This is a genomic window from Nostoc mirabile CHAB5784 (genome assembly GCF_020829645.1).
Classification (GTDB): domain Bacteria; phylum Cyanobacteriota; class Cyanobacteriia; order Cyanobacteriales; family Nostocaceae; genus Nostoc; species Nostoc mirabile.
The window spans coordinates 119,362-142,959 of record NZ_JAIVFS010000011.1; the positions used below are offsets into that span (position 1 = coordinate 119,362).

General features: G+C 43.0%; 20 protein-coding genes and 2 pseudogenes. 15 read left to right on the forward strand and 7 right to left on the reverse strand.

What is annotated here, in order from left to right:
• Positions 1-263: 263 nt before the first annotated feature.
• Positions 264-1,196: a geranylgeranyl diphosphate synthase CrtE gene (crtE, locus tag LC653_RS10505; RefSeq protein WP_229494419.1), complete on the reverse strand. Its 933-nt coding sequence runs from the start codon at positions 1,194-1,196 to the stop codon at positions 264-266.
• A gap of 184 nt (positions 1,197-1,380) precedes the next feature.
• Entirely contained in the window at positions 1,381-2,268 is an 888-nt protein-coding gene (folD, locus tag LC653_RS10510) for a bifunctional methylenetetrahydrofolate dehydrogenase/methenyltetrahydrofolate cyclohydrolase FolD (protein WP_229494420.1), read from the reverse strand.
• Between the two features lie 227 nt (positions 2,269-2,495).
• Here folD and LC653_RS10515 point away from each other — a divergent pair, with 227 nt between their 5' ends.
• Complete coding sequence (locus tag LC653_RS10515; protein WP_229494421.1) at positions 2,496-2,981, forward strand: hypothetical protein; 486 nt, start codon at positions 2,496-2,498, stop codon at positions 2,979-2,981.
• Between the two features lie 20 nt (positions 2,982-3,001).
• A complete protein-coding gene (locus LC653_RS10520) occupies positions 3,002-3,439 on the forward strand; it encodes an NUDIX hydrolase (protein WP_229494422.1) in 438 nt (145 codons plus the stop codon).
• Positions 3,440-4,130: 691 nt separating this feature from the next.
• Here LC653_RS10520 and LC653_RS10525 read toward each other — a convergent pair.
• A complete protein-coding gene (locus LC653_RS10525; RefSeq protein ID WP_229494423.1) occupies positions 4,131-7,550 on the reverse strand; it encodes a bifunctional diguanylate cyclase/phosphodiesterase in 3,420 nt (1,139 codons plus the stop codon).
• A 480-nt stretch (positions 7,551-8,030) separates the two neighbouring features.
• Here LC653_RS10525 and LC653_RS10530 point away from each other — a divergent pair, with 480 nt between their 5' ends.
• Positions 8,031-9,134: an AI-2E family transporter gene (locus LC653_RS10530; RefSeq protein ID WP_229494424.1), complete on the forward strand. Its 1,104-nt coding sequence runs from the start codon at positions 8,031-8,033 to the stop codon at positions 9,132-9,134.
• Between the two features lie 458 nt (positions 9,135-9,592).
• Here LC653_RS10530 and LC653_RS10535 read toward each other — a convergent pair.
• Positions 9,593-9,799: pseudogene (locus LC653_RS10535) on the reverse strand (sensor histidine kinase); the annotation flags it as partial.
• Positions 9,800-10,038: 239 nt separating this feature from the next.
• On the opposite strand from LC653_RS10535, the gene LC653_RS10540 reads away from it, so the two are divergent.
• From LC653_RS10540 to LC653_RS10590, 11 genes are all read left to right on the forward strand, one after another.
• Positions 10,039-10,305, forward strand: a complete 267-nt coding sequence (locus LC653_RS10540; protein ID WP_229494425.1) for a hypothetical protein — start codon at positions 10,039-10,041, stop codon at positions 10,303-10,305.
• Positions 10,306-10,758: 453 nt separating this feature from the next.
• Entirely contained in the window at positions 10,759-12,360 is a 1,602-nt protein-coding gene (locus LC653_RS10545) for an alkaline phosphatase D family protein (RefSeq protein ID WP_229494426.1), read from the forward strand.
• 89 nt (positions 12,361-12,449) lie between these two features.
• Positions 12,450-12,794 (forward strand): type II toxin-antitoxin system HicB family antitoxin, encoded by a 345-nt coding sequence (locus LC653_RS10550; protein ID WP_229494427.1) that lies wholly within the window; start codon positions 12,450-12,452, stop codon positions 12,792-12,794.
• 56 nt (positions 12,795-12,850) lie between these two features.
• Positions 12,851-13,015, forward strand: a complete 165-nt coding sequence (locus tag LC653_RS10555) for a type II toxin-antitoxin system HicA family toxin (protein ID WP_229494428.1) — start codon at positions 12,851-12,853, stop codon at positions 13,013-13,015.
• Positions 13,016-13,109: 94 nt separating this feature from the next.
• Positions 13,110-14,402: an AAA family ATPase gene (locus tag LC653_RS10560; protein WP_229494429.1), complete on the forward strand. Its 1,293-nt coding sequence runs from the start codon at positions 13,110-13,112 to the stop codon at positions 14,400-14,402.
• A gap of 2 nt (positions 14,403-14,404) precedes the next feature.
• Positions 14,405-14,929, forward strand: a complete 525-nt coding sequence (locus tag LC653_RS10565) for a hypothetical protein (protein WP_229494430.1) — start codon at positions 14,405-14,407, stop codon at positions 14,927-14,929.
• A gap of 107 nt (positions 14,930-15,036) precedes the next feature.
• On the forward strand, positions 15,037-17,715 hold the full coding sequence (gene mutS / locus LC653_RS10570) for a DNA mismatch repair protein MutS (protein WP_229494431.1): 2,679 nt from the start codon (positions 15,037-15,039) through the stop codon (positions 17,713-17,715).
• A 126-nt stretch (positions 17,716-17,841) separates the two neighbouring features.
• The gene (locus LC653_RS10575) at positions 17,842-18,177 is read left to right on the forward strand and encodes a hypothetical protein (RefSeq protein ID WP_308189069.1); all 336 of its coding nucleotides are present in this window, start codon (positions 17,842-17,844) and stop codon (positions 18,175-18,177) included.
• Positions 18,170-18,628 (forward strand): type II toxin-antitoxin system YhaV family toxin, encoded by a 459-nt coding sequence (locus LC653_RS10580; RefSeq protein WP_229462068.1) that lies wholly within the window; start codon positions 18,170-18,172, stop codon positions 18,626-18,628. The genes LC653_RS10575 and LC653_RS10580 overlap by 8 nt, the downstream gene beginning before the upstream one ends.
• Positions 18,629-18,750: 122 nt before the next feature.
• A complete protein-coding gene (locus tag LC653_RS10585) occupies positions 18,751-19,137 on the forward strand; it encodes a hypothetical protein (RefSeq protein WP_229488208.1) in 387 nt (128 codons plus the stop codon).
• Positions 19,138-19,286: 149 nt separating this feature from the next.
• On the forward strand, positions 19,287-19,511 hold the full coding sequence (locus tag LC653_RS10590) for a hypothetical protein (RefSeq protein ID WP_229494433.1): 225 nt from the start codon (positions 19,287-19,289) through the stop codon (positions 19,509-19,511).
• A 471-nt stretch (positions 19,512-19,982) separates the two neighbouring features.
• Here LC653_RS10590 and LC653_RS10595 read toward each other — a convergent pair whose 3' ends face one another.
• The gene (locus LC653_RS10595) at positions 19,983-21,254 is read right to left on the reverse strand and encodes a glycosyltransferase family protein (protein ID WP_229494434.1); all 1,272 of its coding nucleotides are present in this window, start codon (positions 21,252-21,254) and stop codon (positions 19,983-19,985) included.
• A gap of 284 nt (positions 21,255-21,538) precedes the next feature.
• Between LC653_RS10595 and LC653_RS10600 the strand changes: the two genes are divergently transcribed.
• The gene (locus LC653_RS10600; RefSeq protein ID WP_229494435.1) at positions 21,539-22,759 is read left to right on the forward strand and encodes an ATP-binding protein; all 1,221 of its coding nucleotides are present in this window, start codon (positions 21,539-21,541) and stop codon (positions 22,757-22,759) included.
• A 355-nt stretch (positions 22,760-23,114) separates the two neighbouring features.
• Here the strand turns inward: LC653_RS10600 and LC653_RS10605 are convergent.
• Both LC653_RS10605 and LC653_RS10610 read right to left on the reverse strand, forming a co-directional pair.
• Positions 23,115-23,327: pseudogene (locus LC653_RS10605) on the reverse strand (SPFH domain-containing protein); the annotation flags it as partial.
• 142 nt (positions 23,328-23,469) lie between these two features.
• Positions 23,470-23,592: an HNH endonuclease gene (locus tag LC653_RS10610; protein WP_229494442.1), complete on the reverse strand. Its 123-nt coding sequence runs from the start codon at positions 23,590-23,592 to the stop codon at positions 23,470-23,472.
• Positions 23,593-23,598: the final 6 nt, after the last annotated feature.

Below are 23,598 nucleotides of genomic sequence, written 5' to 3' on the forward strand. Positions count from 1 at the left end.
GCAGCAGTTGTTGGTTGAGGAAACATCTAGATTCAACCCAAAATCCAAAATTAACCTAGTACATCACGGTGGAAACAGACTAACTATTCAAATTCACCCAAAAGCCTACTTAATCAGCTTTTTGGATTTTGATATAAGTGAATTTTGAATTTCGCTGGACGGTGTAGTATAGCATGGCGTAAATAAACCACCCATTCCAAATCAATGAAACGCTTACGAATTACGAATTACGAATTACGAATTACGAATTATCCAAAGCGTTACTAGTTATTGCGGCTGATGATAAAATGAGCGATCGCTTGGAGTGATTTGGCTCTCTCTCCAAATGGTTCTAATTCTGCACAAGCTGCTTTAACTAACTCTTGGGCTTTTGAGCGAGATTCCTCAAGTCCCCAAAGGCTAGGATAGGTCACTTTCTGCGCTTTTTGGTCTTTACCCGCAGTTTTGCCTAATTGCTCTTGAGTAGAAGTGATATCCAGAATATCATCTATGATTTGGAATGCTAGCCCAATATTTTGAGCATAACGGGTCAGTCGCTGCACATCTTCAGGTGATGCCCCAGCTATGATCCCGCCACAAACTACGCAAGCTTCCAAAAGAGCGGCTGTTTTGTGTTGATGGATGAAATTTAGCGTTTCTAGGGAAATATCTGATTTACCTTCCGACTCTAAATCGACAACTTGACCGCCGACCAAACCAGCTGCCCCCAGCGCCCGACCAAGACGGGCAATAACCTGCAAGACTAGCTCTCTCTTAACGCTTTGAGGGGTTTCAATGGCAACAAATTCAAAAGCGAGAGCCAACAAGCCATCGCCAGCTAAAATCGCCACATCTTCGCCATAGACTTTATGATTCGTCAGCTTCCCACGACGGTAATCGTCATTATCCATCGCCGGTAGGTCGTCATGAATCAACGACATTGTATGAATCATCTCCACAGCACAAGCCGTTGGCATGGCCATTTCGATGGTTCCACCGATCATTTCACAGGTAGCAAGGCAAAGAATGGGACGTACACGCTTACCTCCAGCTAATAACGAGTAGCGCATCGCCTCATAAATCTTTTCTGGATAAATGATCGGGATAGCCTGATCTAAAGCAGTATCACAAAGCTTTTGTCGCTCTTTGAGATAAGCTGCTAAGTTAAACGTGGCTTCCTCTGGTGGTGTCTTTTGAACGTTATCAGTTGCTACCATTCTTAAATTCCTGACATTTTAGGATTTTTGTCTTATACGTCACAATTTTAAGGTGCTGTGGCGCTGAAAAAATGAAGAATTAGGAGAGACGCGATTAATCGCGTTAGGAGAGACGCGATTAATCGCGTCTGTACAGGAATTAGGATTAATAACTCTTAACTTTTAACTCATCACTCCTGACTCCTCACTCTTTTTCTTTTCTTGCCGCCTTGGAATAGCTGGCAAATGTATTTTGCAACAATATGGCGACAGTCATAGGGCCAACACCACCAGGAACGGGGGTGATAAATTCTGCTACAGCAGCTGTTGATTCAAAGTGGACATCGCCAATTAAACGGCTTTTGCCACTAGTATCGGTGACGCGATTCATTCCCACATCTACCACAACAGCGCCCGGTTTTACCATGTCAGCAGTGATCAGTCCGGGACGACCTACTGCTGCAATTAGAATATCAGCATTTTGGGTGATGGTTTTGAGGTCATGCGATCGCGAGTGAGCGATCGTGACTGTGGCATCAGCTTCTAGTAGCATCAGTGCCATTGGCTTACCCACCAAAATACTGCGTCCCACCACTACTGCCTGTTTTCCCTGCAAAGGAATCTCATATTCTTCTAAAAGCCGCATCACACCAGCCGGGGTGCAGCTGCGTAAACCAGTTTCTCCCCGTACTAGTCGCCCCAAGTTAACTGGGTGCAGTCCATCAGCGTCTTTATTGGGATCAATTTGATGTAGCAGAGCCACGGCATCCAAGTGGTTAGGTAAGGGCAGCTGCACGAGAATGCCATCCACCTGTTCATCGTGGTTTAGTGCAGCTATGACCTCTTCTAACTCCTCAAAGGTAGTTTGGGTGGGAAAATGCTGACCAAAAGAGGCGATCCCAACTTTAGCGCAAGCTTTTTCTTTATTACGGACATAAGCTGCTGAGGCTGGATTATCGCCAACCATCAGCACTGCTAAACCAGGGGATCGCCCAATTTTTGGTTGTAATTGTGTAATGGCAACAGAAAGTTCTTGCTGAATTTTTGCAGCTATTGTTTTACCATCAAGGAGTTTGGCAGTTTTTGTTTCCATGAGAATTCCCAGCTATAATTCGCCTTTTGTCAAAACACTTGCAACAAGTCTTTCCCCCTGCCCCCTGCCTCTTCATTGATGTAGTAGCGTTTTTCTCACAGTAAATCCATAATCTTTATTTTCTCAGATCAATGGCGTTATCTGAAGAATAAAGAATTAAGGATGAAATTCAGAACATTTTTTGCTCAGTTGAGAGTGTGTTTCTGAAAGTGCAGAGAATAGTATAGATGGGAACAGACCTGATGAAACTGGCGACAAAGCAAGCAGTGAAGCAAAAATTTGCTCAATCGGTGGCTTTCATGCAACAAACGAGAATATCCCTTTCGTTCTTGTACGGGTACACTATTGTTCCCTACCGCCTGGGGTTGATTTTTTTATTGGTGGTGGGACTTTGTAGTTGTGGTAGTTTAACCTCGTCTGGCTTGAATGGGACTAATTTTAAAATTGGTACCAATGTCACCCCAATTCGAGAAATTAAACTAGAAAAAGACAATAAGGCTACAGTTTACATCCAAGGTAAGGTGGAAAAGAAAGCTCCTTTGATCAAGCAGTGGGCTTATCAAATTAGTGACTCAACTGGCCAAATTTGGGTTGTCACTAATCAAAAGAATCTGGACGAGGGGGCACAAGTGGTGATTAAGGGTAAAATTCGCTACCGAAGTATCCCTTTAGCTGGGAAAGAATTGGGGGAAGTTTATCTAGAAGAAGAGTAATTAGCAATTAAAAATAACACATGAACAATCAACCGATACATGTAGCGATCGCAATTCTCTACCAAAAAAACAAGTTTCTCATGCAACTGCGAGATAACATCCCCGGTATTCTCTACCCTGGTTACTGGGCGCTATTTGGCGGTCATATCGAACCTGGTGAAACGCCAGAGGTAGCAGTGAAGCGAGAAATTTTAGAAGAAATCGGCTATATTTTACCATCTTTTGTTGAATTTGGCTGTTATCCCGACGAAAGAGTTGTTCGTCATGTCTTTCATGCACCACTCTTGGTGGAATTAAATCAACTGGTTTTGAATGAAGGTTGGGATATGGGGTTATTGACCCTAGAAAATATTCACCAAGGTAACTGTTATTCGCAAAACGCTGGTGAAGTGCGACCTTTGGGGAATGTGCATCAGCGAATTATGTTGGATTTTATCGACAAAAAGCAACAGCCATAAACCTAATTCAGGAATTAGGGAACTCCAAAAAATAAATTATCCAATTTTTGGAATCAAAACGACTTTTCCTCCCCCTGCAAGAACTGCTCCCCTGCCCTAAAAGCGATGGGATATTTTTTATTTGGAAGTCCCTTATTGTTAATTTGTCGGGTGCGTTACGCTACGCGACAACACACCCTACATATACTTAGATTTTTTCACGCAATCAAATATGATATCAAGTTCGGCAAATCACTTACGATATGTCATTGCGTTCGCCCCTGGCGTTCCCGTTGGCGCAGCCTAAGAAGAGAAGGGTATGCAACGAAGTGGAATGTTCGCCTTTGGCGTTCCCGCAGGGTAGCAATTCGCTTGCGGTTTGGAGATTGCAACTCTTAGAGACGCTTTGCGAACACAACGTTTGCAATGACAACTAATCAGCCGAACATGATATGATTCCTATATTTCTATTAAGAGGATGTTTGAAAAGTTTTCTTCTCAGTAACAAAACGTTCTAGATCCCCCTAAATCCACGCCACTTGCTTCACTTGGGGAGACCCCAAGACCGCAGTGGCTCCCCGATAAATTGGGGGACTTTGATTTCAGTTCCCCCCTTTTTAAGGGGGGCTAGGGGGGATCAGTTAGTGCCTAAAATGACAGCCAACCACTTTTCAAACAACCTCTAAGTATTTGGTGAAATGGTATCAGAGCCTCACCACTGTGAACCTTTGGTAATTAATGCTTTTGCCGTTTCGCTATTAACCGGTTTGGAGAAGAAATATCCCTGTCCATACTCACACTTCAAGGACTGAAGTTGGCTTAGTTGTGCTTTTGTTTCCACCCCTTCTGCCGTTACGTTCATCCCAAGACTATGGGCTAGCGTCACGATCGCCTGCACAATTTCCAAGTTCTCAGCATCAATACCTATTCTAGTAATAAAGGAGCGATCAATCTTCAACCCATCCATTGGGAAACGATGCAAATAACTTAAAGAAGAGTAGCCTGTTCCAAAGTCATCCATTTCCAGCTGGATACCTAAAGCTTTGAGTTCAAAAAGGATAGAGCTTGCAGCTTCAGTATTTTCCATAATCACACTTTCGGTAATCTCCACCCTCAAACTACTAGCTCCCAGGTGAGTTTCCTGCAAAACTTGTTTTATGTGTTCGATCAAGTCTGGTTGCATGATCTGTTTACTGGAGAAATTCACATTAATAGTCAAAGGGATATCTGTAGGTAGTTGTCGTTGCCATTCATACATTTGAAAGCAAGCCTGATGCAGCACCCATTGCCCAATAGAGATAATTAACCCAGTCTCCTCTGCTACAGAAATAAACTCTGCTGGATAAATCAGACCTCGATCTGGATGCTGCCAGTGCAAAAGTGCCTCGAACCCAGATAATATGCCAGTTTTCAGCGACACGATTGGTTGATAATAAAGCTGAAACTCTTGACGTTCAATCGCACGCCGCAAATCCATCTCCAATTGCAAGCGTGCTACGGTACTAGTATGCATTTCTTTGCCAAACACTTGATATCGAGCCTTACCTAACGTCTTAGCGCGATACATTGCAATGTCGGCATCCCGTAAAAGTTCCTCTGAGCGGTCATATCCAATTGTACTTAGAGCAATACCAATACTTGCAGTAGTGAATACTTCATGCCCATCAAGGTTGAATGGCGCGGTAAGCTGCTTGTGGATGCGGTCAGCTACATCTGTTACGTCTGTCACCTCTTTGATATCATTTAGCAAGATTGTAAACTCGTCTCCTCCGATCCGGGCAACGGTATCACTGGGGCGAATGCACTTCAGAAGTCTATGAGCGATCGCAATTAGCAGTTGATCTCCGATACTATGCCCAAGGCTATCGTTGACAAGCTTGAAGCGATCCAAGTCTAGAAACAGGACAGCAAATAAATAATCTGTATGCCGTTGTGCATGTTTAAGCACCGATTCGAGCCGATCTATAAACAAAGCCCGGTTGGGCAATCCTGTCAATCGGTCGTGCAGAGCGTCGTAGAGTAGTTGTTCCTCAATCTGCTTGCGATCAGTGATGTCTAAGGTGCTACCTACTATTCGGATCGCCTGTCCATCAGAATTTCGGACAATAGTTCCCCTGTCCCAAACATATCGGTATTGATTGTTGCGATCGCAAATCCGATATTCCAGAGCAAAATCGCTTTTATTTGCCAGAGCGATCGCAATTTGCTGGCAAAAATGCTGTTGTTCATCTAGATGAATACGTGCAATCCACCATTGGAAGCTGGGTTGAGCTTCTTCGGGAGAATAACCTAAAATATCGACAAGACCAGCTGTCCTTTCAATGGTTTTCTGCTTGATGTCCCACTCATAGATCACACAATTCACTGCTGAAGTAGCAACCGTAAACCGCTCGTTCGAGCGCAAAAGCTCTTGCTCTATTAGCTTGCGTTCGGCGATTTCTTTTTGCAGTTCTTCATTGGCTTTTGCTAGTTCGCTAGTACGCTTCTGAACTCGTAATTCTAGCTGATCACGAGCCTTTTGCAGTGCTTTCTCTGCCTGCTTGCGTTCAGCAATCTCAACTCGGAGCTGCTTGTTGGCATTGATTAACTCGGTTGTACGTTCTGCCACTCTACTTTCTAGCTCGGTGTAAGCTTGTTGCAGTGCCTTCTCTGCCTGCTTACGTTCGGTGATATCTTCGATTGTTCCCACATAACCGATCAGTACGCCTGTATCGTCAAACATCGGAGCTGATCGGGCGTGAACCCAACGAACACCTCCCTTCTCACTTTGGAAGCGATACTCAATAAAATGTTCTTGACCTGTAGCCACACACGCAGCCCAATCGGCAAGCATCCACTCGCGATCGTCGGGGTGAATGAACTGTGCATACCCTGATCCCAGAGATTCTTCAAATGTGAAGCCACCAATCGCTTGACAACGAGGATTAGTATATGTACCTTGTCCATAAATATCCGCCATAAAGATACCGACTGGTGAACAAGCACTCAAACAACGAAATCGTTCCTCGCTTTGGCGCAACACATCTTCTGCACGCCGACGATCAGTAATTTCGTTCTGCAATTGCTCATTGGCATTGATTAGCTCGGCTGTACGTTCTGCCACTCTGAGTTCTAACTCGGCATAAGCTTTTTGCGACACCTCCTCTACCTGCTTGCGCGCAGTAATATCACGAACGAAGCACCGCGAGTAGATGAACTGGTCATTCTCCCAGAATACATTCGAGTCGATTAAGACATACTTAATCGAGCCATCTTTGCACAGCAGCCTGGCCTCATAATTATTTAGTGTTTCTTTTGCTATCAGCCTTTGAAGGATATCGTCTATTACATCTTGGTCGGCAAAGAAGTTGGTAATATGATGACCAATATACTCCTCACGGGAGTAACCGAGCAGATTCAATTCGGCTTGATTTGCCCATAGGATCATCCCATCTGCTCCCACCCAATGCAGTCCAATAGCTGCATTTTCCAAAAAGTCGGAAAGCTCTTGCTCTCTGCGGCGTAGTTGGATCTCCATCTGTTGGTGCTGCACAATCTCGTTGTGCAATCGCTCGTTGGTATTCCTTAATTGGGTGATGCCCTCCTCGACTCTAATTTCTATCTCCTCACTAGCTAATTGGCAAGCCTCCACCCACTTGTGTTCAGCTAACCGCCTTAGTTCAAGCTGCGTAACCACTTGACGGCTTAAAATTTGCAATGTCTCCTTCTGCACTGTGGTTAGTTCGCGTGGTACGTAATCCATAACGCACAACGTCCCGATGGCATAACCTTCAGGTGTGATTAGGGGCATACCAGCGTAAAACCTGATGTTGGGTTCAGATATTACCAAAGGGTTTGTAGCGAATCGTTCGTCCGCTAAAGTATCCTGGATCACATAAAGTTCGGTTTGCTGGATAGTATGAGTGCAGAAGGTAGTATCGCGCTTAATCTCCGAGATTTCCCAGCCCACCTGCGATTGAAACCATTGCCGAGTATTATCAATCAGGCTGATCAAGGCGATTGGAGTTTTGCAAATCTGTGTAGCCAAGCGGTTAATATCGTCAAATGCCGTTTTTGCAGTGAGGTTGAGGCTCTTATACTTTTCCAGAGCATTGAGCCTGTCGGCTTCACTGTTAGTCACTGGAGCTTCCATGTTATGTCACCTTGCAGCAGCGTCCAACTAACTGTAATGGAGCTTAAATAGAACTTAACTAACAATTCTCGCACGCGCCAGTCTATTAATGTTTTTTATAATTGCCATTTTGGCAGATACGAGATTAAGATTTGTAGGTCAATATAATAGAAGTAATAGAAGGCAGTGCGATCGCACTACTACATACACCGTATAAAAAATAGTTTTATTCTCAGTTTACTTAATTATAGTAATCCGCTTTGATTTTTGAAATTATTTGCGTGGGCAGGGAGTAGGGAATAGGGAGTAGGGAGTAGGGAATCAGGCTTTTCGAGGTGTACGGTGTTTATTCAAAAATCAAATAGTAATCCTATAGATAATTTAATATTATTCTATAGTTTGCTGACTGACAGCCCTATCTTTTAGATAGCGATATGCTTTTTTATGAGTCTAGTAGCCAAAAACCAAAATAAACTTAAAAATTTTGTGGAGTCACCACTAATGCAATCAGCAAACAAACTGCCGCGATGGTTAACTATAGGATTAGCATTTCCTATTGCCATTCTTAATGGTTGGCTATTGCTCCAGGTTGTACAATATTTTCAACCCTTGGTCAGCATTATCGCCGCCGCCATCCTGCTAGCTTTTGTCTTGAACTATCCAATCCAGTTTCTCCAAGAACAAGGGGTAAAACGCAACCTGGCGATCGCAGGGGTGTTACTTTTGACTCTAGTGGTTTTAGTGGCTTTAGGCATCACCTTGGTTCCCCTGATTATCCAACAGCTCGTTGAGCTAGCTAATATATTGCCCAGTTGGATTGATTCTGGTACTCAACAGTTGCAAACTTTCCAAGATTGGGCGTTAAGCCAACAACAACTTCCGATTAATTTAAGTGGTTTATTTACCCAAGTTCTTGAGCGATTATCTAACCAGCTTCAGTCCTTCACTGGTAGAATTCTTGGTTTTGCTGTCGATACCATTGGTATTGTGCTGAACGTGCTGCTGGCGGTAGTGCTGACTATCTACCTAATATTGAACGGTGAACGTCTTTGGGACGGAGTTTTTCAGTGGCTTCCCCCTAATATTGGGTTAAGAGTGCGGGAATTACTCCGAGAGGATTTCCACAATTACTTCATCGGTCAAGCAACATTAGGAGCAGTGTTAGGAGTAACAATTACCCTGGCGTTTTTAGCGTTGCAAGTTCCCTTAGCTCTACTTTTTGGTATCGGTATTGGTTTATTTTCTCTCTTCCCCTTTGGTACAGGAGTAGGTATCGCTATAGTAAGTTTGTTAGTAGCGTTGCAAAACTTTTGGTTAGGAGTTGAAGTCTTAGGTGTAGCTGTTGCGATCGACCAAGTTAATTCTAATTTTATAGCACCTAGAATTCTCGGCAATTTGACTGGACTAAATCCGGTGTGGGTAGTGATTTCTTTGCTGTTGGGGGCAAAATTGGGAGGAGTTCTGGGTTTGTTAATTGCAATTCCTATTGCCAGTTTTATCAAAGATATAACAGATAGCTGGCGGGCTGGAGAGTTTAATAAGATAGATGATATCGTGTCGGAACCTATAAAGATTACAAGTGAGACAGCAGGAACTTATAGTTAAAAATAAATATGTAAGTTAAGGGGAATTGACAATATTGACCAAATAATTACTAATTCGTAATGACGCTCGTTCCGACGCTCGTTCCGACGCTCGTTCCGACGCTCGTTCCGACGCTCGTTCCGACGCTCGTTCCGACGCTCGTTCCGACGCTCGTTCCGACGCTCGTTCCTCGCTAACGCTACGCTATCGCTAACGCTACGCTATCGCTAACGCTACGCTATCGCTTGCCGCCGGCGCTATCGCTTTGCGCGTCGCTAACGTAATTCGTAATTAAAAGTACAGAGCAACTAACTAAAGTTTATGGAGACAAATAAATTTATTCCTCAATTAGGCCCCCGACTTCAGTCGTGGGGTAATAATTACGAATTACGAATTATAAATTACGAATTATTTTGACTATCCTTTGCTTATTGCTTGTTTTTTACTCTAAAGTTTTACGGTAAGCTCTCCTGAATTTGTTAAAAATTAAGTGGCTCGGGAATTTTAATAATAAACTCAGTACCTTCGCCAAAAGCCGATATGCATTGCAGTTGACCACCGTGTTTTTTAACAACAATTTGATAGCTGATAGATAGACCTAATCCAGTTGCTTTGCCAACAGGTTTAGTGCTGAAAAAGGGGTCAAACAATTGGTTTTGGTAACTTTCTGGAATTCCCGAGCCAATCGAGACGATAAAAATTTATTAAGGAAAGAATGATTTCCTTGACTCGCTTAGTGCAACCTCACAAGTAATCGGGATAAGTTAATTTATAATAATTGTAATTTTAAATAAAGTTTTAGTTTTTTATTAGACCTATTGTAAAAGTTCCTAACACCCCACCCCCAACCCCTCCCCTTAGCATCCTACGGTGTACACACAAGTATGACCAGCATAGGTTTCAACTCTTCTAGTAGTTTCGTAGGGTGCGTTATGGACACGCCGAAATAACAAATGCGCTCGCCGAAATAACAAATGCGCTCGCCGAAATAACAAATGCGTTCGCCGAAATAACAAATGCGTTCGCCGAAATAACAAATGCGTTCGCCGAAGTAACAAATGCGTTCGCCGAAGTAACAAATGCGTCCGCCGAAGTAACAAATGCGTCCGCCGAAGTAACAAATGCGTTCGCCGAAATAACAAATGCGAACGCCGATATAACAAATGCGAACGCCATGATTGCAAGAATTTAGCTTTGTCACGCCAGCGTAACGAACTGCAAATCTTTGGTAGATGAAGTTTTTCCGACTTGTGTGTACACCGTAGCCTTAGAGGATGTTTGAAAAGCTATATTTGTTACCCAAAAGATTTACCTGCACTACCTCCTGCCGTTTTCTAACCGTCGAACTCACGTTCTCTTAAAGCCCCCCAATACATCGGGGGGTTGGGGGGAAACCAGAAAATCCAGTTCCCTCCCCAATATATCGGGGAGGGTTAGGGTGGGGTAAAAAAATATTTGATACATCAACTATGACTTTTTAAACATCCTCTTAGCATCCGGGAGGGGAGTAAGGGGTGGGGTTCAAATTGTTTAATTTATGCAAGAGGTCTATTAACCCTTGGATAACCCAATCTTTACTTGTTGGGATAAGAGAATGTGCTAAACACTTATCCTGTAATACTTCTTAAGCTTGGCATTATTTATCATGGAATCTAATCGCCCATCGCAACTAAACCGCCGCCAGTTTTTGCTCCGTTCAACTATCACAGCAGGTGGAATTATTGCCACAAATCTTGTATCCAAATCACAAGTTTTTGCCCAAGCGCCTGCCATTATCACCTCTGACAAAATGCGTCCTGCTATACCTTATGGTGTAGCTAGTGGAGATATTTCCAAAGATAGCATTGTTATTTGGAGTCGCAGCGATCGCCCTGCAAAAATGATCGTAGAATATTCTACCAGCGAATCTTTTAGAAATGTCCGGCGAGTTGTGGGGCCCAATGCTTTAAAAACTAGCGACTTTACAGCACGACTTTATTTAAGGAACCTGCCACCAGACCAACAATTATTTTATCGGGTAATTTTCCAAGATTTAGATTATAAAGGCACTTACAGCGCTCCTGTCAAAGGCACTTTCCGCACTCCCCCCAAATCTGGGCGAGATATATTCTTTGTGTGGGGTGGTGACACTGCCGGTCAAGGATGGGGGATTAATCCTGATTTCGGTGGGATGAAAATTTACGAAACTATGCGCCAACTTCATCCCGACTTTTTCATTCATTCTGGCGATAATATTTATGCCGATGGCATCATTGAACCACAAGTAACTTTAGACGATGGCACAATCTGGAAAAACATCACTACACCAGAAAAATCAAAAGTAGCAGAGACTCTCACAGAATTTCGTGGCAACTATATTTATAATTTGCTGGATGACAACATCAAGCGTTTCAACGCTGAAGTTCCCATATTGGCACAGTGGGACGACCACGAAACCACAAATAACTGGTATCCTGGAGAATTTCTCCTGAACGATGACCGCTACACAGTTAAGGATGTTAACTTGCTAGCAGAAAGGGCAAGGCAAGCGTTTTTAGAATATCTGCCTATTGGGTATGAAACAAATGCTCTAGATAAAGCGAAAATTTATCGCTCTTTTAAGCATGGCTCATTATTAGACATTTTCATGCTGGATGAACGCACTTACCGGGGGCCAAACACGCCTAATCGTCAGCCAGTACCAAGTAAAGAAACAGAAATGCTGGGCAGAACACAAATACAATGGCTAAAAAGGCAATTGTTATCATCAAAAGCAACATGGAAAGTGATTGCTAGTGATATGCCTCTGGGACTGATAATTCGAGACGGTAGCACGGACTTTGAAGCTTGGGCTAATGGAGATGGCCCAGCTTTAGGAAGAGAACTAGAAATTGCTGATTTACTACGATTTATCAAAAATAAAAATATCCAGAATGTTGTTTGGTTAACTGCTGATGTACATTATGCAGCAGCCCACTATTACGACCCCGCTAAAGCACAGTTTACCGACTTTAAGCCTTTTTGGGAGTTCGTTGCTGGGCCTCTTAACTCTGGCACATTTGGCCCCAATCAATTGGAAAATACCTTTGGCCCACAATTGGTATTTCAAAGTCTTCCTCCAGGTGCGAAAGCAAATCGACCCCCAAGTGAAGGTTTGCAATTCTTTGGAGGAGTTAAAATTGATGGAAATACAAAAGTGATGACGGTAACACTGCGTAACTTGGTAGGAAAAATCGTTTACAGTGTAGATTTACCGCCGGAAAAATAAACATCAAAAACTTAGCGAAATATAGCCAGTTAGATAGAGTAATTACGCAATTTTTTACTTTTTCTGCTGGCTTTGTTGTTTTTGGTGAGATGTTGAATGATGAAAAACTTGAGCGATGCCTGCGGCGGGCTTTGCCTACGCCACTGGTAGGAGCTAAATTTAGATCGGTACTGAATTTTTTAATTGCTATGCTGGCAAGCTACATTGACCAAGCAATGGAACTAGCGGTTTATGAGATCATTGAAGAAGATCAAACTTATTGGGGTGAAATTCCAAGCTTACAAGGAGTCTGGGCAAATCATCAAACTTTAGAAGGATGTAGGCGGGAATTAAGAGAGGCTTTAAGTGATTGGCTAGCGCTACGGTTACATTTGGGGTTAACGATTCCCGTAATCGCTGGTATGAACCTCAATGAACTGACCAAACCTGTATAAAAATGTCTAGATTAACCCCTGTTTCTTGGCGTGATTTAGTAAAACGACTGCAATAGTTGGGTTTTGAAGGGCCGTATGCAGGAGGAAAGCACCGACAAATGCGGCGAGGTGATGTTACTGTAATTATTACCAATCCTCATGAGGGTGATATTAGTGTGGGTTTATTATCGCGGCTATTACGACAAGCTGGAGTTTCTCGTGAAGAATGGTTAGGTGAGTGAAATTTTAAAGGTGTATGAAACTCTGCAATTTGCACTCTAAGTTGCTATCAAAAGTATTAGTAAAAATAAAATTTTAGCATTTTTGGAGTTGGTCATGCTTAAGCAACTCATTCTTGAGAATTGGAAAAGTTTCCGTTATGCGGAGCTTCCACTTGACCCGTTGACTGTTCTTATTGGGACAAATGCAAGTGGTAAATCTAATGTTGTTGAGGCTTTGGAATTTTTACAAAGAGTTGCTAGAGGTGAAAAAATTGAAACAGCTTTAGTAGGTGATAAAATTTTTCCATCTATTCGAGGTGGTGTAGAGTGGGCTGCACTTAAACCAGAAACAGAGTTTATATTAAAAATACTAGTTGCAGGTGAGGATGAGAAAACGGATTATTTATATGCTATTAAAATACAAACACTACCTGAAGTAAAAGTTAGTGAAGAATATATACAATCCCAGAGAGTTAAAGGAGATTTTTCTACTAGTGACATAGAAAAATTTCAATTATTTTCGCCACATACTTTATTAGATAGATCAGATAATAAAAGTAATTTAAAAAGAGCAGAATCTATTATCGATATATCAGGAATGCCGCCTAAATTACTGGAAGAAATATCTTCTAAATTAAATAATAATATTAATATCAATGAGTTAGTAACAGAACTAAATAGAAACTATTTACCTTTAAAAAATCGAATCAAAGATAGGATTGCTTTAAGTATCAACAGAATTTTACTTATAAATCCTATTCCATCAAAAATGCGAGAGTATTCCTCTCTTTCTGATACTTTAGAAAGCGACGGTTCAAATATTGCCGGTGTACTAGCAGCATTAGATAGTGAACAAAAATCAGAAGTCGAATCAACTCTATCAGCCTACATCAAGGATTTTCCAGAAGGTGATATTAAAAGAGTATTTGCAGAGCCAGTTGGGAGACTGAAAACTGATGCAATGCTCTACTGTGAAGAAGAATGGAAACCTGGAGAGATGACACTAATAGATGCTAAAACTATGTCAGATGGAACTCTCCGTTTTATAGCAATTATTACAGCATTACTTACTCGACCAGAAGGAAGTCAACTAGTAATTGAAGAAATAGATAATGGTCTTCATCCCTCGCGTGCAGAATTACTAGTCAGAATACTGCGGGAAATTGGCAGTAAAAGAAAAATTGATATTTTACTTACTACGCATAACCCAGCTTTACTTGATGCTTTAGGCCCAGAGATAGTTCCTTTTGTGGTTGTCGCACACCGCGATCGAGAAACTGGAGAAAGCAAACTTACCCTTTTAGAAGATATTGAAAATCTTCCTCTTTTGTTAGCATCGGGAAGTTTAGGCAGACTAGCAACTAAAGGCGCAATTGAAAAGAGCCTTTCTGATAATAAGCAAAGTTAAATATGAGAAAGGTTTTGATTATTGATACATCAATACTTTGCGTCTACTTAGGTGTCCCTGGCAAAGAGACTTGTGGTTCTGATAATGATAAATGGGATAAAAAAAGAGTTGAAGCCCGTTTTCAGGAAGAAGAAAAACAAGGTGCAAAGTTTATACTACCAATAGCAACAATTATAGAAACTGGTAATCACATTGCACAAGCTAACTCTAAGCGATATGAAATTGCTCAAGCTTTCGGTAATATTTTAGTGAAAGTAGCGGATGGAGTTATACCTTGGGGAGTTTTTGAAACTCAAGTGGGTGAACTTTGGAATTCAGATCAATTGAAACAGTTGGCTACTGAATGGCCTACTCTAGCATCTAGAAAGATTTCTATCGGAGATGCGACAATTAAGACTGTGGCTGAATATTACGCCAAAACCAGTAGTACATTTCAAGTAGAAATTTTTACGGGGGATGGGGGACTCAAGGCTTATGAACCAGCTACCCCAGCACCTACACGTCGTAGCAGTCGAACAAAAAGGTAAAATATCCTTGAGCGTAGGCGAAGCCCGCCGTAGGCATAGCCATTCAACTTTCACATCGCGTTATCATCAAATATTGTGGAATTTCCGTGCGTAACTCGATAGCATCTATGACCGCCTCTCACTCTGAAACTCCATCTACCAAGCCGGATGCCAGTACTTTTATTTCTGACCATCAACAGGTGGATCGCAGTAAGCTAAGTCAAATGTACTTGCATTATGTCGAGACGAAGGATAAATATCCTCACGCGGTATTGCTGTATCGGGTAGGAGATTTCTTTGAATGCTATTTCCAAGATGCTGTAAAACTAGCGCAAGAATTGGAATTAGTTCTCACTAGCAAGCAAGCTGGGGAACAGGGACGAGTGGCGATGTCTGGTGTTCCGCACCACGCTTGGGAACGCTACGCAACGCTGTTGGTAGAAAAAGGCTATGCAGTCGTAATTTGCGACCAAGTAGAAGATGCTTCTGAAGCTGCTGGTAGATTGGTGCGACGTGAGGTAACGCGCATCCTCACCCCTGGCACTTTGCTGGAAGAAGGAATGCTCAAATCAAGTCGCAATAATTACCTAGCAGCAGTAGTAATTGCCGCAAATCATTGGGGTTTAGCTTATGCAGACATATCTACAGGGGAATTCCTGACCACTCAAGGTAGTGATTTAGAACATTTGACACAGGAGTTAATGCGCTTGCAACCTTCAGAGGTGCTAGTTCCAACAAATGCGCCTGATTTAGGTAGTTTGCTACGTCCAGGAGAAACTTCGCCGCATCTCCCCCAGTGTTTGCCACCATCATTTTGCTATAGTTTGCGATCGCAAGTTCCCTTTTCCCAAGGCGAAGCTAGACCTAGATTATTGCAGAAATTTAAAGTGCGATCGCTCGAAGGACTCGGTTGCGATCATCTTCCCCTCGCCGTTCGTGCAGCTGGCGGTCTTCTGGAATACTTGGAAGATACTCAAAAAGAAAACCCTGTCACCCTTCAAAGACTCCGCAGCTACACTGTCACCGACTACCTAATTGTTGACAATCAAACCCGCCGTAACCTGGAAATTACCCAAACTGTCCGGGATGGCACTTTTCACGGTTCTCTACTTTGGGCATTAGATAAAACTAGTACAGCGATGGGCGGGCGTGCCTTGCGACGCTGGTTGTTGCAACCCCTACTCGATATTAAAGGCATTCGGGCGCGGCAAGATACCATCCAAGAATTGATGGAAAATACGCCCCTGCGTCAAGATTTGCGGCAGTTGTTACGCCAAATTTATGACCTGGAACGCTTGACGGGAAGGGCGGGTTCTGGTACAGCTAATGCTAGAGATTTAGTAGCTTTGGCAGATTCTCTCTCACGCTTACCAGAATTATCCAGCTTAGTAAGCCAAGCGCGTTCTCCATTTCTCAAAGCTTTGCAGAAAGTCCCAAGTGTGTTGGAAGAATTAGCACAAAAGTTACACGCGCATCTTGTAGAGTCGCCACCCATACTAATCAAAGAAGGCGGATTGATTCGCCCTAGTGTAAATCCCCTGTTGGATGAGAGAAAGGCAACTGTAGAAGCCGATCAGCAATGGATTGCCAATTTAGAAGTTGATGAGAGAGCTAAAACGGGTATTTCCACTCTGAAGGTAGGATTTAACAAAACCTTTGGTTATTATATCAGTATTTCCCGCACCAAAGCTGACCAAGTACCCGCTAATTATATCCGCAAGCAAACCCTGACCAATGAGGAACGTTACATCACCCCAGATTTGAAGGAACGGGAAGCCCGGATTCTCACAGCGCGGGATGATTTAAATCAGTTGGAATATGAGATTTTTACGGCGTTGCGGGAAGAGGTAGCACAAGAGGCGGAAGTAATTCGCAATCTGTCTCGTGCAGTGGCGGCGGCGGATGTGTTGTGTGGTTTGGCTGAGTTAGCGGTGCATCAAGGTTATTGTCGTCCAGAAATGTTGTCAGGAAGGGAGATAAACATAGTTGATGGGCGTCATCCAGTGGTGGAACAGTCTTTACCTGCGGGTTTCTTTGTGCCGAATTCGACTCAATTGGGAGAAGAGTCATTAGTCATTAGTCATTTGTCATTAGCAGATGACCAAGAACAAATGACCAATACTTCTCTACGAGAGGCTGCGCCAACGACTACGCTCAGTACAAGTGACAAAGGACAAATGACAAATGACAATCCTGACTTAATTATTCTCACTGGGCCAAATGCGAGTGGCAAAAGTTGTTATTTGCGTCAGGTGGGATTAATTCAGTTAATGGCGCAAATTGGTAGTTTTGTACCAGCTAAGTTTGCCAGATTGGGAATATGCGATCGCATTTTCACCCGTGTAGGTGCAGTAGATGATCTTGCAACTGGTCAATCTACCTTCATGGTAGAGATGAATGAAACGGCGAATATTCTCAACCATGCCACATCTAGGTCGCTGGTACTATTAGATGAAATTGGTCGCGGAACAGCAACATTTGATGGTCTTTCTATAGCTTGGGCGGTGGCGGAATATATAGCAGTGGATATTCGGGCGCGAACGATTTTTGCTACTCATTATCATGAATTGAACGAACTGGCTAGCATTCTGCCGAATGTGGCTAACTATCAGGTAACAGTGAAGGAATTACCCGACCAAATTATCTTTTTGCATCAAGTCCAACCCGGAGGCGCTGATAAGTCTTATGGAATTGAGGCGGGAAGATTGGCGGGTTTACCAGCCGTAGTTATTCAACGAGCAAAACAAGTGATGGGGCAAATTGAGAAGCATAGTAAGATTGCGATGGGGCTGCAAAATCTGGATTGATATCTTACCGCATTTCTTTAAAATACAGACTGATAGATTGCGTGTTGATGTAGCAAAATAGCACCCAAATCGATAACAGTTCATAAATTGCTATCATGTAAGTACGTGATGTACATACTCTTGAAGATGAGCAACTCCTACAGCATTCGTAGTACCAAAATTGGTAACAGTGCAGGGTTTAGGCTACCAGCTGAGTTTTATCGAGAACATCCTCAGTTTGCCAATGCAGATGGTTGGATAGAGGTATTGTCGCCGGATACCGCAATTTTGCGGATTTTACCTCAATTTGGTGATGATGAAGACGCAGAAGAATCAGTAATGATGCGGCTGTTTCTCGATTTTGCTATGACAGAAGCGCTCAAAAATAACACACTGCAACCTTATACAACTGAAATGTCTGAGGCTGCCCGCGAACTAATTGCAGGTGTGCAATTAGACGATGAGTTATTTGAAGATGGCTAAGTTTGTCAGTAATGGATGGGGAGTTTACTTTCACCCACAACTATTTGGTACTCAGTATCAAGAATTATTTGAGCGCGTTTCCCATTTACGGGAGCAATTACCAGAGGCTGAATATAAAACCCATGCAACGGTAAAATTGTTTGCAGCAATTACTGTTGCAATTGAAACAAAGATTTCCTCTGATCCGTTTGCAAGTCATTTTGCGTTGACAGGGGCGTTAAAACGCTATGGACGGATGAAAAAGATGGGTTTGCCGGAACGGTATCGGCTGTTTTTTAAGGCGTTTGATACGGAACAGTTGAAAGTAATTGTAATTTTGTGGTTAGGATTTCCACGTAAAGAGGGGGCGAAAAATGACTGCTACCAGGTGTTTACTAAGATGGTTGAACGAGGGACATTTCCAGACAGTTTAGATGAGTTGTTGAAAGATTGTGAGATAACGGATGATTAAAAGAGCAAGAGAGTTGTCAAGTAGTTGAAATCTTGTTAACCTTTATGCTTAAAATTGCACAAGAGGTTTATTTAGCATCTACTGAAAGCTAAAGTTGACCCTTTGCAGGACTCCCATAAGCAATGCTGACTGAAATTTTGCCTTTTTCCTTTGAGTTAGACACGATCGCGATCGCCGGAGCGAGTTTGTGGTCATTGGCGCTATATCTAGCTTTATCAAGAGTCAATGAATGGGTAATCGAGCAACTCAATCGCTGGTTTAACTTTGCCGAGCGATCGCTTTATACCAGCCAGTCAGAATTTGAAAAGACTCGTAAAGCCAGAGAATCCCAAAACTCCTTCTACGCTTCATTATTTAGCATTGTGCCTTTTTTGGTAATTGGTGCTTTATGTAACTGGGTTCTGGAAATTAGTTTAGGTGAGAGTTGGGGAATTAGTACAGGTATATTAGCTTGTATGGGCGCTGGCATTTATGAACTTGGGCGCAGGGATGGAGAATCTTCCGATTAAATATAGGACTACCCCTTTCAAGGTGACTAGTAAAATAAGATTGTTTTTTCGGCGTTGCTGAATTGAAGTATGAATCCGGATGTAGAGACGTAGCACTGCTACGTCTCTACAAGAATTTTGGTATTATGCATTGACAAGAAATGCCAAATATGGATAAGTTTAAAAACCACATCTTTCGTAAGGGCACAGCATTGCTCATTGGTGTCAACTTAAGTCAGAAAGCTCATTCCACAGTCATTTTACCCCACACGCTATCCGGCTCCACTTGGGGAGACCCCAAGACCGCACTGGCTCCCCAAAATCTCCCCTCCCCGTTCCCGGTGAGGGGAGATTTTGTCGTTAGACAAAAGCGGGGTGGGGTGACGACGGCTTAATTAGTAATTGAGTGGACTTGATATAACGTCATTGCAAGGGTTTCACGTTAAGTTGACACCAATGAGCAAAGCTTAGCCCCTACAGCACGGTCTATTTCCGATCGCACGTTAATTAAGAAAAGCCTGAAAGAACCTATGTATCGTTAATTCACATCATGATGCATTTGTACAGTGCGTAAGTCCTAGAATTTTGGTATTATGCAAAATCATTTTCATACATGGAATCAGCAACGCCGTTTTTTCTCAGCGCTCTCTGCGCCTCTGCGGTTTAAAAGTGATTTATTTAACCGCAGAGGCGCAGAGAAGCCAGTGCGTTGGGCGGGTTTCCCGACTTGAAGCAACTGGCGCAACACAGAGTAAAGAGGAATTTATTGACCAAAATTTTTACCCACCTTGAAAGGGCTAGTCCTAAAATAAATATAGGAAAAAGTGAAGGAATAATTTTGAATTTTGAATTGTTTCCCACTCCCTTTACTTCCCAATTTCCTCACTAACAATCTGTGCTATCTTTTGGGCTGCACCGCTTTCGCCACGAATCTTACGGAGTTTAGCGCGGATATCAGCCAATTTTTCTGGATGCGCCAAAAAGTCTAAAACCATTTCCCCAACTTCTTGCGGTTGAAGTTTACCCATAAGTTCTGGCACTATCTCTTCCTGTGCCCAAATGTTTGGCCATGCTAATAAACCTTTGCGTCTCACGAATCTTAGGAATAACCAATTAATCACGTTAGCGCATAGCGTACCTACACCTGGTAGATTTGCCAACAACCCAGGTAAACCATCCCAAGAACGCATAGCGTCAAGTTGCTGTGTTGGCAGCAAAACAAGCATTGGCACTCCTAAAGCACCGAGTTCGGCAGTGTTGGCCCCCACTGTAGTCAAGCAGATACAGCACTGTGATAATAAGTGATATGCAGGGTTTTCTTGCCACAGTTCCACAGTTAAGCCCGTTGTTGTTTTGAGCAATGCTTTGCTGCTAGCGTCCTCTGGGGCAATTAAGGAAGCGCCACCAAAGCCAAAGATTTCAGCAATAGAGTTATTTTTAACATCGGCAAAACTAGCTAAAGTTTGTAAATCCAAAGTTGGGGCTACAGGAATCACAAATTTAGTTTGGGGTCTTTTAGCGTGTATATATTGGGCGATCGCTAAACATAATGGCACTCCTTGGGCTAATTTTGCCGCTTTTGAACCAGGGAGTAAACCAATGATTGGGGAGTGGGGAGTAGGGAGTAGGGAGTAGGCAGTGCTGACTTGTTCTTGTGCTTCAACCATCAAATCACCGACAACGGTGAATTTGTGAGCATATTTCTGGGGGACACGGGTAGCAACTTCAGGTTTCATCACGCCAAAGCGATCAATCCACTTATGCCAACGGGCTGACCATTCGGCGTAAACTACTGTGCGATATCCCAGCTTTTTACCTATGACTACGGGGAAAATTTGATCGCCACCGAGAAAAACAACTACACCGTGACTTCTCCAATCCCAATTGTCAAAGGTTTTACCCCAAAGCAAAAATTGCCAAAAATGCTCTGCTCCCTGTACTCTATCTACTTCTGGGTAAGAAAGAGCGATCGCAGCTTCTTTACCACTGGCATTTGAGCAAGGTGATAATACCACAGAAATCCTTACTACAGAACGGTTATCCCCTAGTTCTTGCCGCAACGCTTTTACTACTGGGCGCACCCAGGTTGTTACCTCTCCAGGGCCATTTGATAGGATGAGAATATCTACTTGAGTCATTAGTTAACTAGTTCCGTGGGTTTAAGTCGCCCGGTTCAAAAATCACGCAAGTTTTGTGTTGGGGTTAAATCCCCATTACAAAACAAAATTTACGAAAGCGTTGCGGGGCGTTCGCGTTTAGCGTCTCTAAGAGTTGCCCATTACGAATTACGAATTACGAATTACGAATTATTTAATGGTCAAGAGTTAGGGGTCATTGGTTAAGAGGCAAATATTACCTAATTCGTCCTAAGTTATGAAGAAATACTATCATTTGTAGGTAAGATTTGATATCTGTTGTTCAAATGCCTAGCCTCAAACTATCGCTGATTGGACTGCAAATTGTTAAACAAGCTCGTCAAGAAAAAGGTTGGACAATTGATAATCCACGGTGGTTAGAGGAAGCAAGTCAAATTCTCGAACCTGCGCGTGACTGGGAAAATGCGGAAGTTTTTGCAGCAGGTATATCTTTACCGACATGGAAACGCTTCCTCCAAGGTAATGCCATTGATGCTTCTGTTTTCAAAGCGTTTTGTCAAGTTTTGAGTTTGAATTGGCAAGACTTGCTCGAACGGACTCTAAATTTGTCTCTATCTGGTAAAACCCAAATCCCAAATATTCCTTTGTTCTTTGGGCGGCGTTACGAACTGGCGACACTCACCCAGGCAATTGAGCAAGGAACGCGCCTGATTGCAATTACAGGGATGGGGGGTATCGGAAAAACGGCTGTAGCAGCAAAACTTGCTGAATCTTCTAAATCAAGTTTTCAGCAAACTCTGTGGTTTGGGTTTAATCTCACTCCACCAACAATAGATTCGCTTCCGTCTTTATCACCAAAAACCCTGTTAGTTTTTGATGGTTGGGATCGGATTTTAGGTGGCGATCGCGCCGGGCTACGCCAACGTGCGGGGCAATATCGTTTAGAATACGAATCTTACCCTGGTTTTCTGCAATCGATAGTGGAAACGAATCATTCGAGTTGTGTGATTTTAACCAGTCGAGAACAACCAGAAGGATTAAATACTCTCAGTGGGAATGGTGCAGTTATTTTCCCACTCGGTGGTTTGATGGAAGGGGCAATTGAGCTTTTGCAGCATCATCAACTCACCTTTGATGCCCAGCAGTGGATTTCCCTGGTAAATCAGTATGGTGGCAATCCCTTATTTTTAAACATGGCAGCAAATTTTATTCACGAATTATTTGCTGGGGATGTGGGAGAGTTTTTAGCTTCTGGAACCTTAGTTACGGGTGAATTTGAGCCATTAGTGGCGCAATGGTTGAGGCAGATTTCGCTGCTAGAACAAACCCTAATCAAGTATTTGGCTACACAAGCGCAAGGGTTGACTCGTGAAGAGATACTATTACAACTTGGAAATTATGCTTCAAATGGAGATATTTTGGCTGCGCTTTTATCCTTAAAGCGCAGGGCATTAGTAGAAACCATGAAAGATGGTGATAAGGAACGCTTTTTTTTACAACCAGTGATTCTCAAATGCGTACAGCGTTTGTTTAGATCCCAAGAGTAGTAGCCAAACTCATTTAACTGCTACCGCCGCTACCACCTCCGCCACTGTCACCGCCGCCACCACCTCCGCCACTGTCACCGCCGCCACCGCCGCTACCACCTCCGTCACCACATCCGTCACTGCCGCCACCGCCACCTCCGTCACTGCCGCCACCACCTCCGTCACCACATCCGTCACTGCCGCCACCGCCACCTCCGTCACTACTGTAACCACTATCACTACTGCTACCACTGTAACCACTCCTCCTGTAACTACTGCCACTCCTTTTACGGGATATACCGAATATACCGAATAGTATCAAAAGAAGAATTACCAAAAAAATCCCGAGACTCCACGAATTTGAACTTTGCGATTCTTGACCGTTAGCAGGGTTGATTTCTGCTTGAGCTTCTTGAGTTGCTTTTTGGGCAATAAATTCTGCTTGTTTAGCTTCTTGTTCTGCTATTTGTTTAGATTCAATCGCTGTACTAAACTTTGGAGAAAATGCAAAATTTACTAGAGATACATCATCAACAATCAGATTATAAGTTGCCATACGTATTTTGAGATATTGATCAATTTCTTCTTTAGTTTATCAAACACAATTCAGGAATCAGTCGTCAAACTCATTTCGAGCGACGGAATCACACTTGTCAGGGTCGAGGGGAACATTACTGTTCCACCCCTCCCATCCGAAACCGTGCATGAAAGTTGTCCCTTCACACGGCTACTCAATGTGTTTCCCTATTGTCACGGAGGGACTTCTGACTACCATCAGTAGCAGTTTTGACATCATGGCAATGACGGTGCAGTAATTGAAGATTGTTCCATTCTTTTTTACCTCCACAACTCAGGGGTTT

What these genes read in the sequence shown, in the direction of transcription:
- crtE (WP_229494419.1), bottom strand. Translation starts at nt 1,196, where the DNA reads ATGGTAGCAACTGATAACGTTCAAAAGACACCACCAGAGGAAGCCACG.
- folD (WP_229494420.1), bottom strand. Translation starts at nt 2,268, where the DNA reads ATGGAAACAAAAACTGCCAAACTCCTTGATGGTAAAACAATAGCTGCA.
- LC653_RS10515 (WP_229494421.1), top strand. Translation starts at nt 2,496, where the DNA reads ATGGGAACAGACCTGATGAAACTGGCGACAAAGCAAGCAGTGAAGCAA.
- LC653_RS10520 (WP_229494422.1), top strand. Translation starts at nt 3,002, where the DNA reads ATGAACAATCAACCGATACATGTAGCGATCGCAATTCTCTACCAAAAA.
- LC653_RS10525 (WP_229494423.1), bottom strand. Translation starts at nt 7,550, where the DNA reads ATGGAAGCTCCAGTGACTAACAGTGAAGCCGACAGGCTCAATGCTCTG.
- LC653_RS10530 (WP_229494424.1), top strand. Translation starts at nt 8,031, where the DNA reads ATGCAATCAGCAAACAAACTGCCGCGATGGTTAACTATAGGATTAGCA.
- LC653_RS10545 (WP_229494426.1), top strand. Translation starts at nt 10,759, where the DNA reads ATGGAATCTAATCGCCCATCGCAACTAAACCGCCGCCAGTTTTTGCTC.
- LC653_RS10550 (WP_229494427.1), top strand. Translation starts at nt 12,450, where the DNA reads ATGTTGAATGATGAAAAACTTGAGCGATGCCTGCGGCGGGCTTTGCCT.
- LC653_RS10560 (WP_229494429.1), top strand. Translation starts at nt 13,110, where the DNA reads ATGCTTAAGCAACTCATTCTTGAGAATTGGAAAAGTTTCCGTTATGCG.
- LC653_RS10565 (WP_229494430.1), top strand. Translation starts at nt 14,405, where the DNA reads ATGAGAAAGGTTTTGATTATTGATACATCAATACTTTGCGTCTACTTA.
- mutS (WP_229494431.1), top strand. Translation starts at nt 15,037, where the DNA reads ATGACCGCCTCTCACTCTGAAACTCCATCTACCAAGCCGGATGCCAGT.
- LC653_RS10575 (WP_308189069.1), top strand. Translation starts at nt 17,842, where the DNA reads ATGAGCAACTCCTACAGCATTCGTAGTACCAAAATTGGTAACAGTGCA.
- LC653_RS10580 (WP_229462068.1), top strand. Translation starts at nt 18,170, where the DNA reads ATGGCTAAGTTTGTCAGTAATGGATGGGGAGTTTACTTTCACCCACAA.
- LC653_RS10585 (WP_229488208.1), top strand. Translation starts at nt 18,751, where the DNA reads ATGCTGACTGAAATTTTGCCTTTTTCCTTTGAGTTAGACACGATCGCG.
- LC653_RS10590 (WP_229494433.1), top strand. Translation starts at nt 19,287, where the DNA reads ATGGATAAGTTTAAAAACCACATCTTTCGTAAGGGCACAGCATTGCTC.
- LC653_RS10595 (WP_229494434.1), bottom strand. Translation starts at nt 21,254, where the DNA reads ATGACTCAAGTAGATATTCTCATCCTATCAAATGGCCCTGGAGAGGTA.
- LC653_RS10600 (WP_229494435.1), top strand. Translation starts at nt 21,539, where the DNA reads ATGCCTAGCCTCAAACTATCGCTGATTGGACTGCAAATTGTTAAACAA.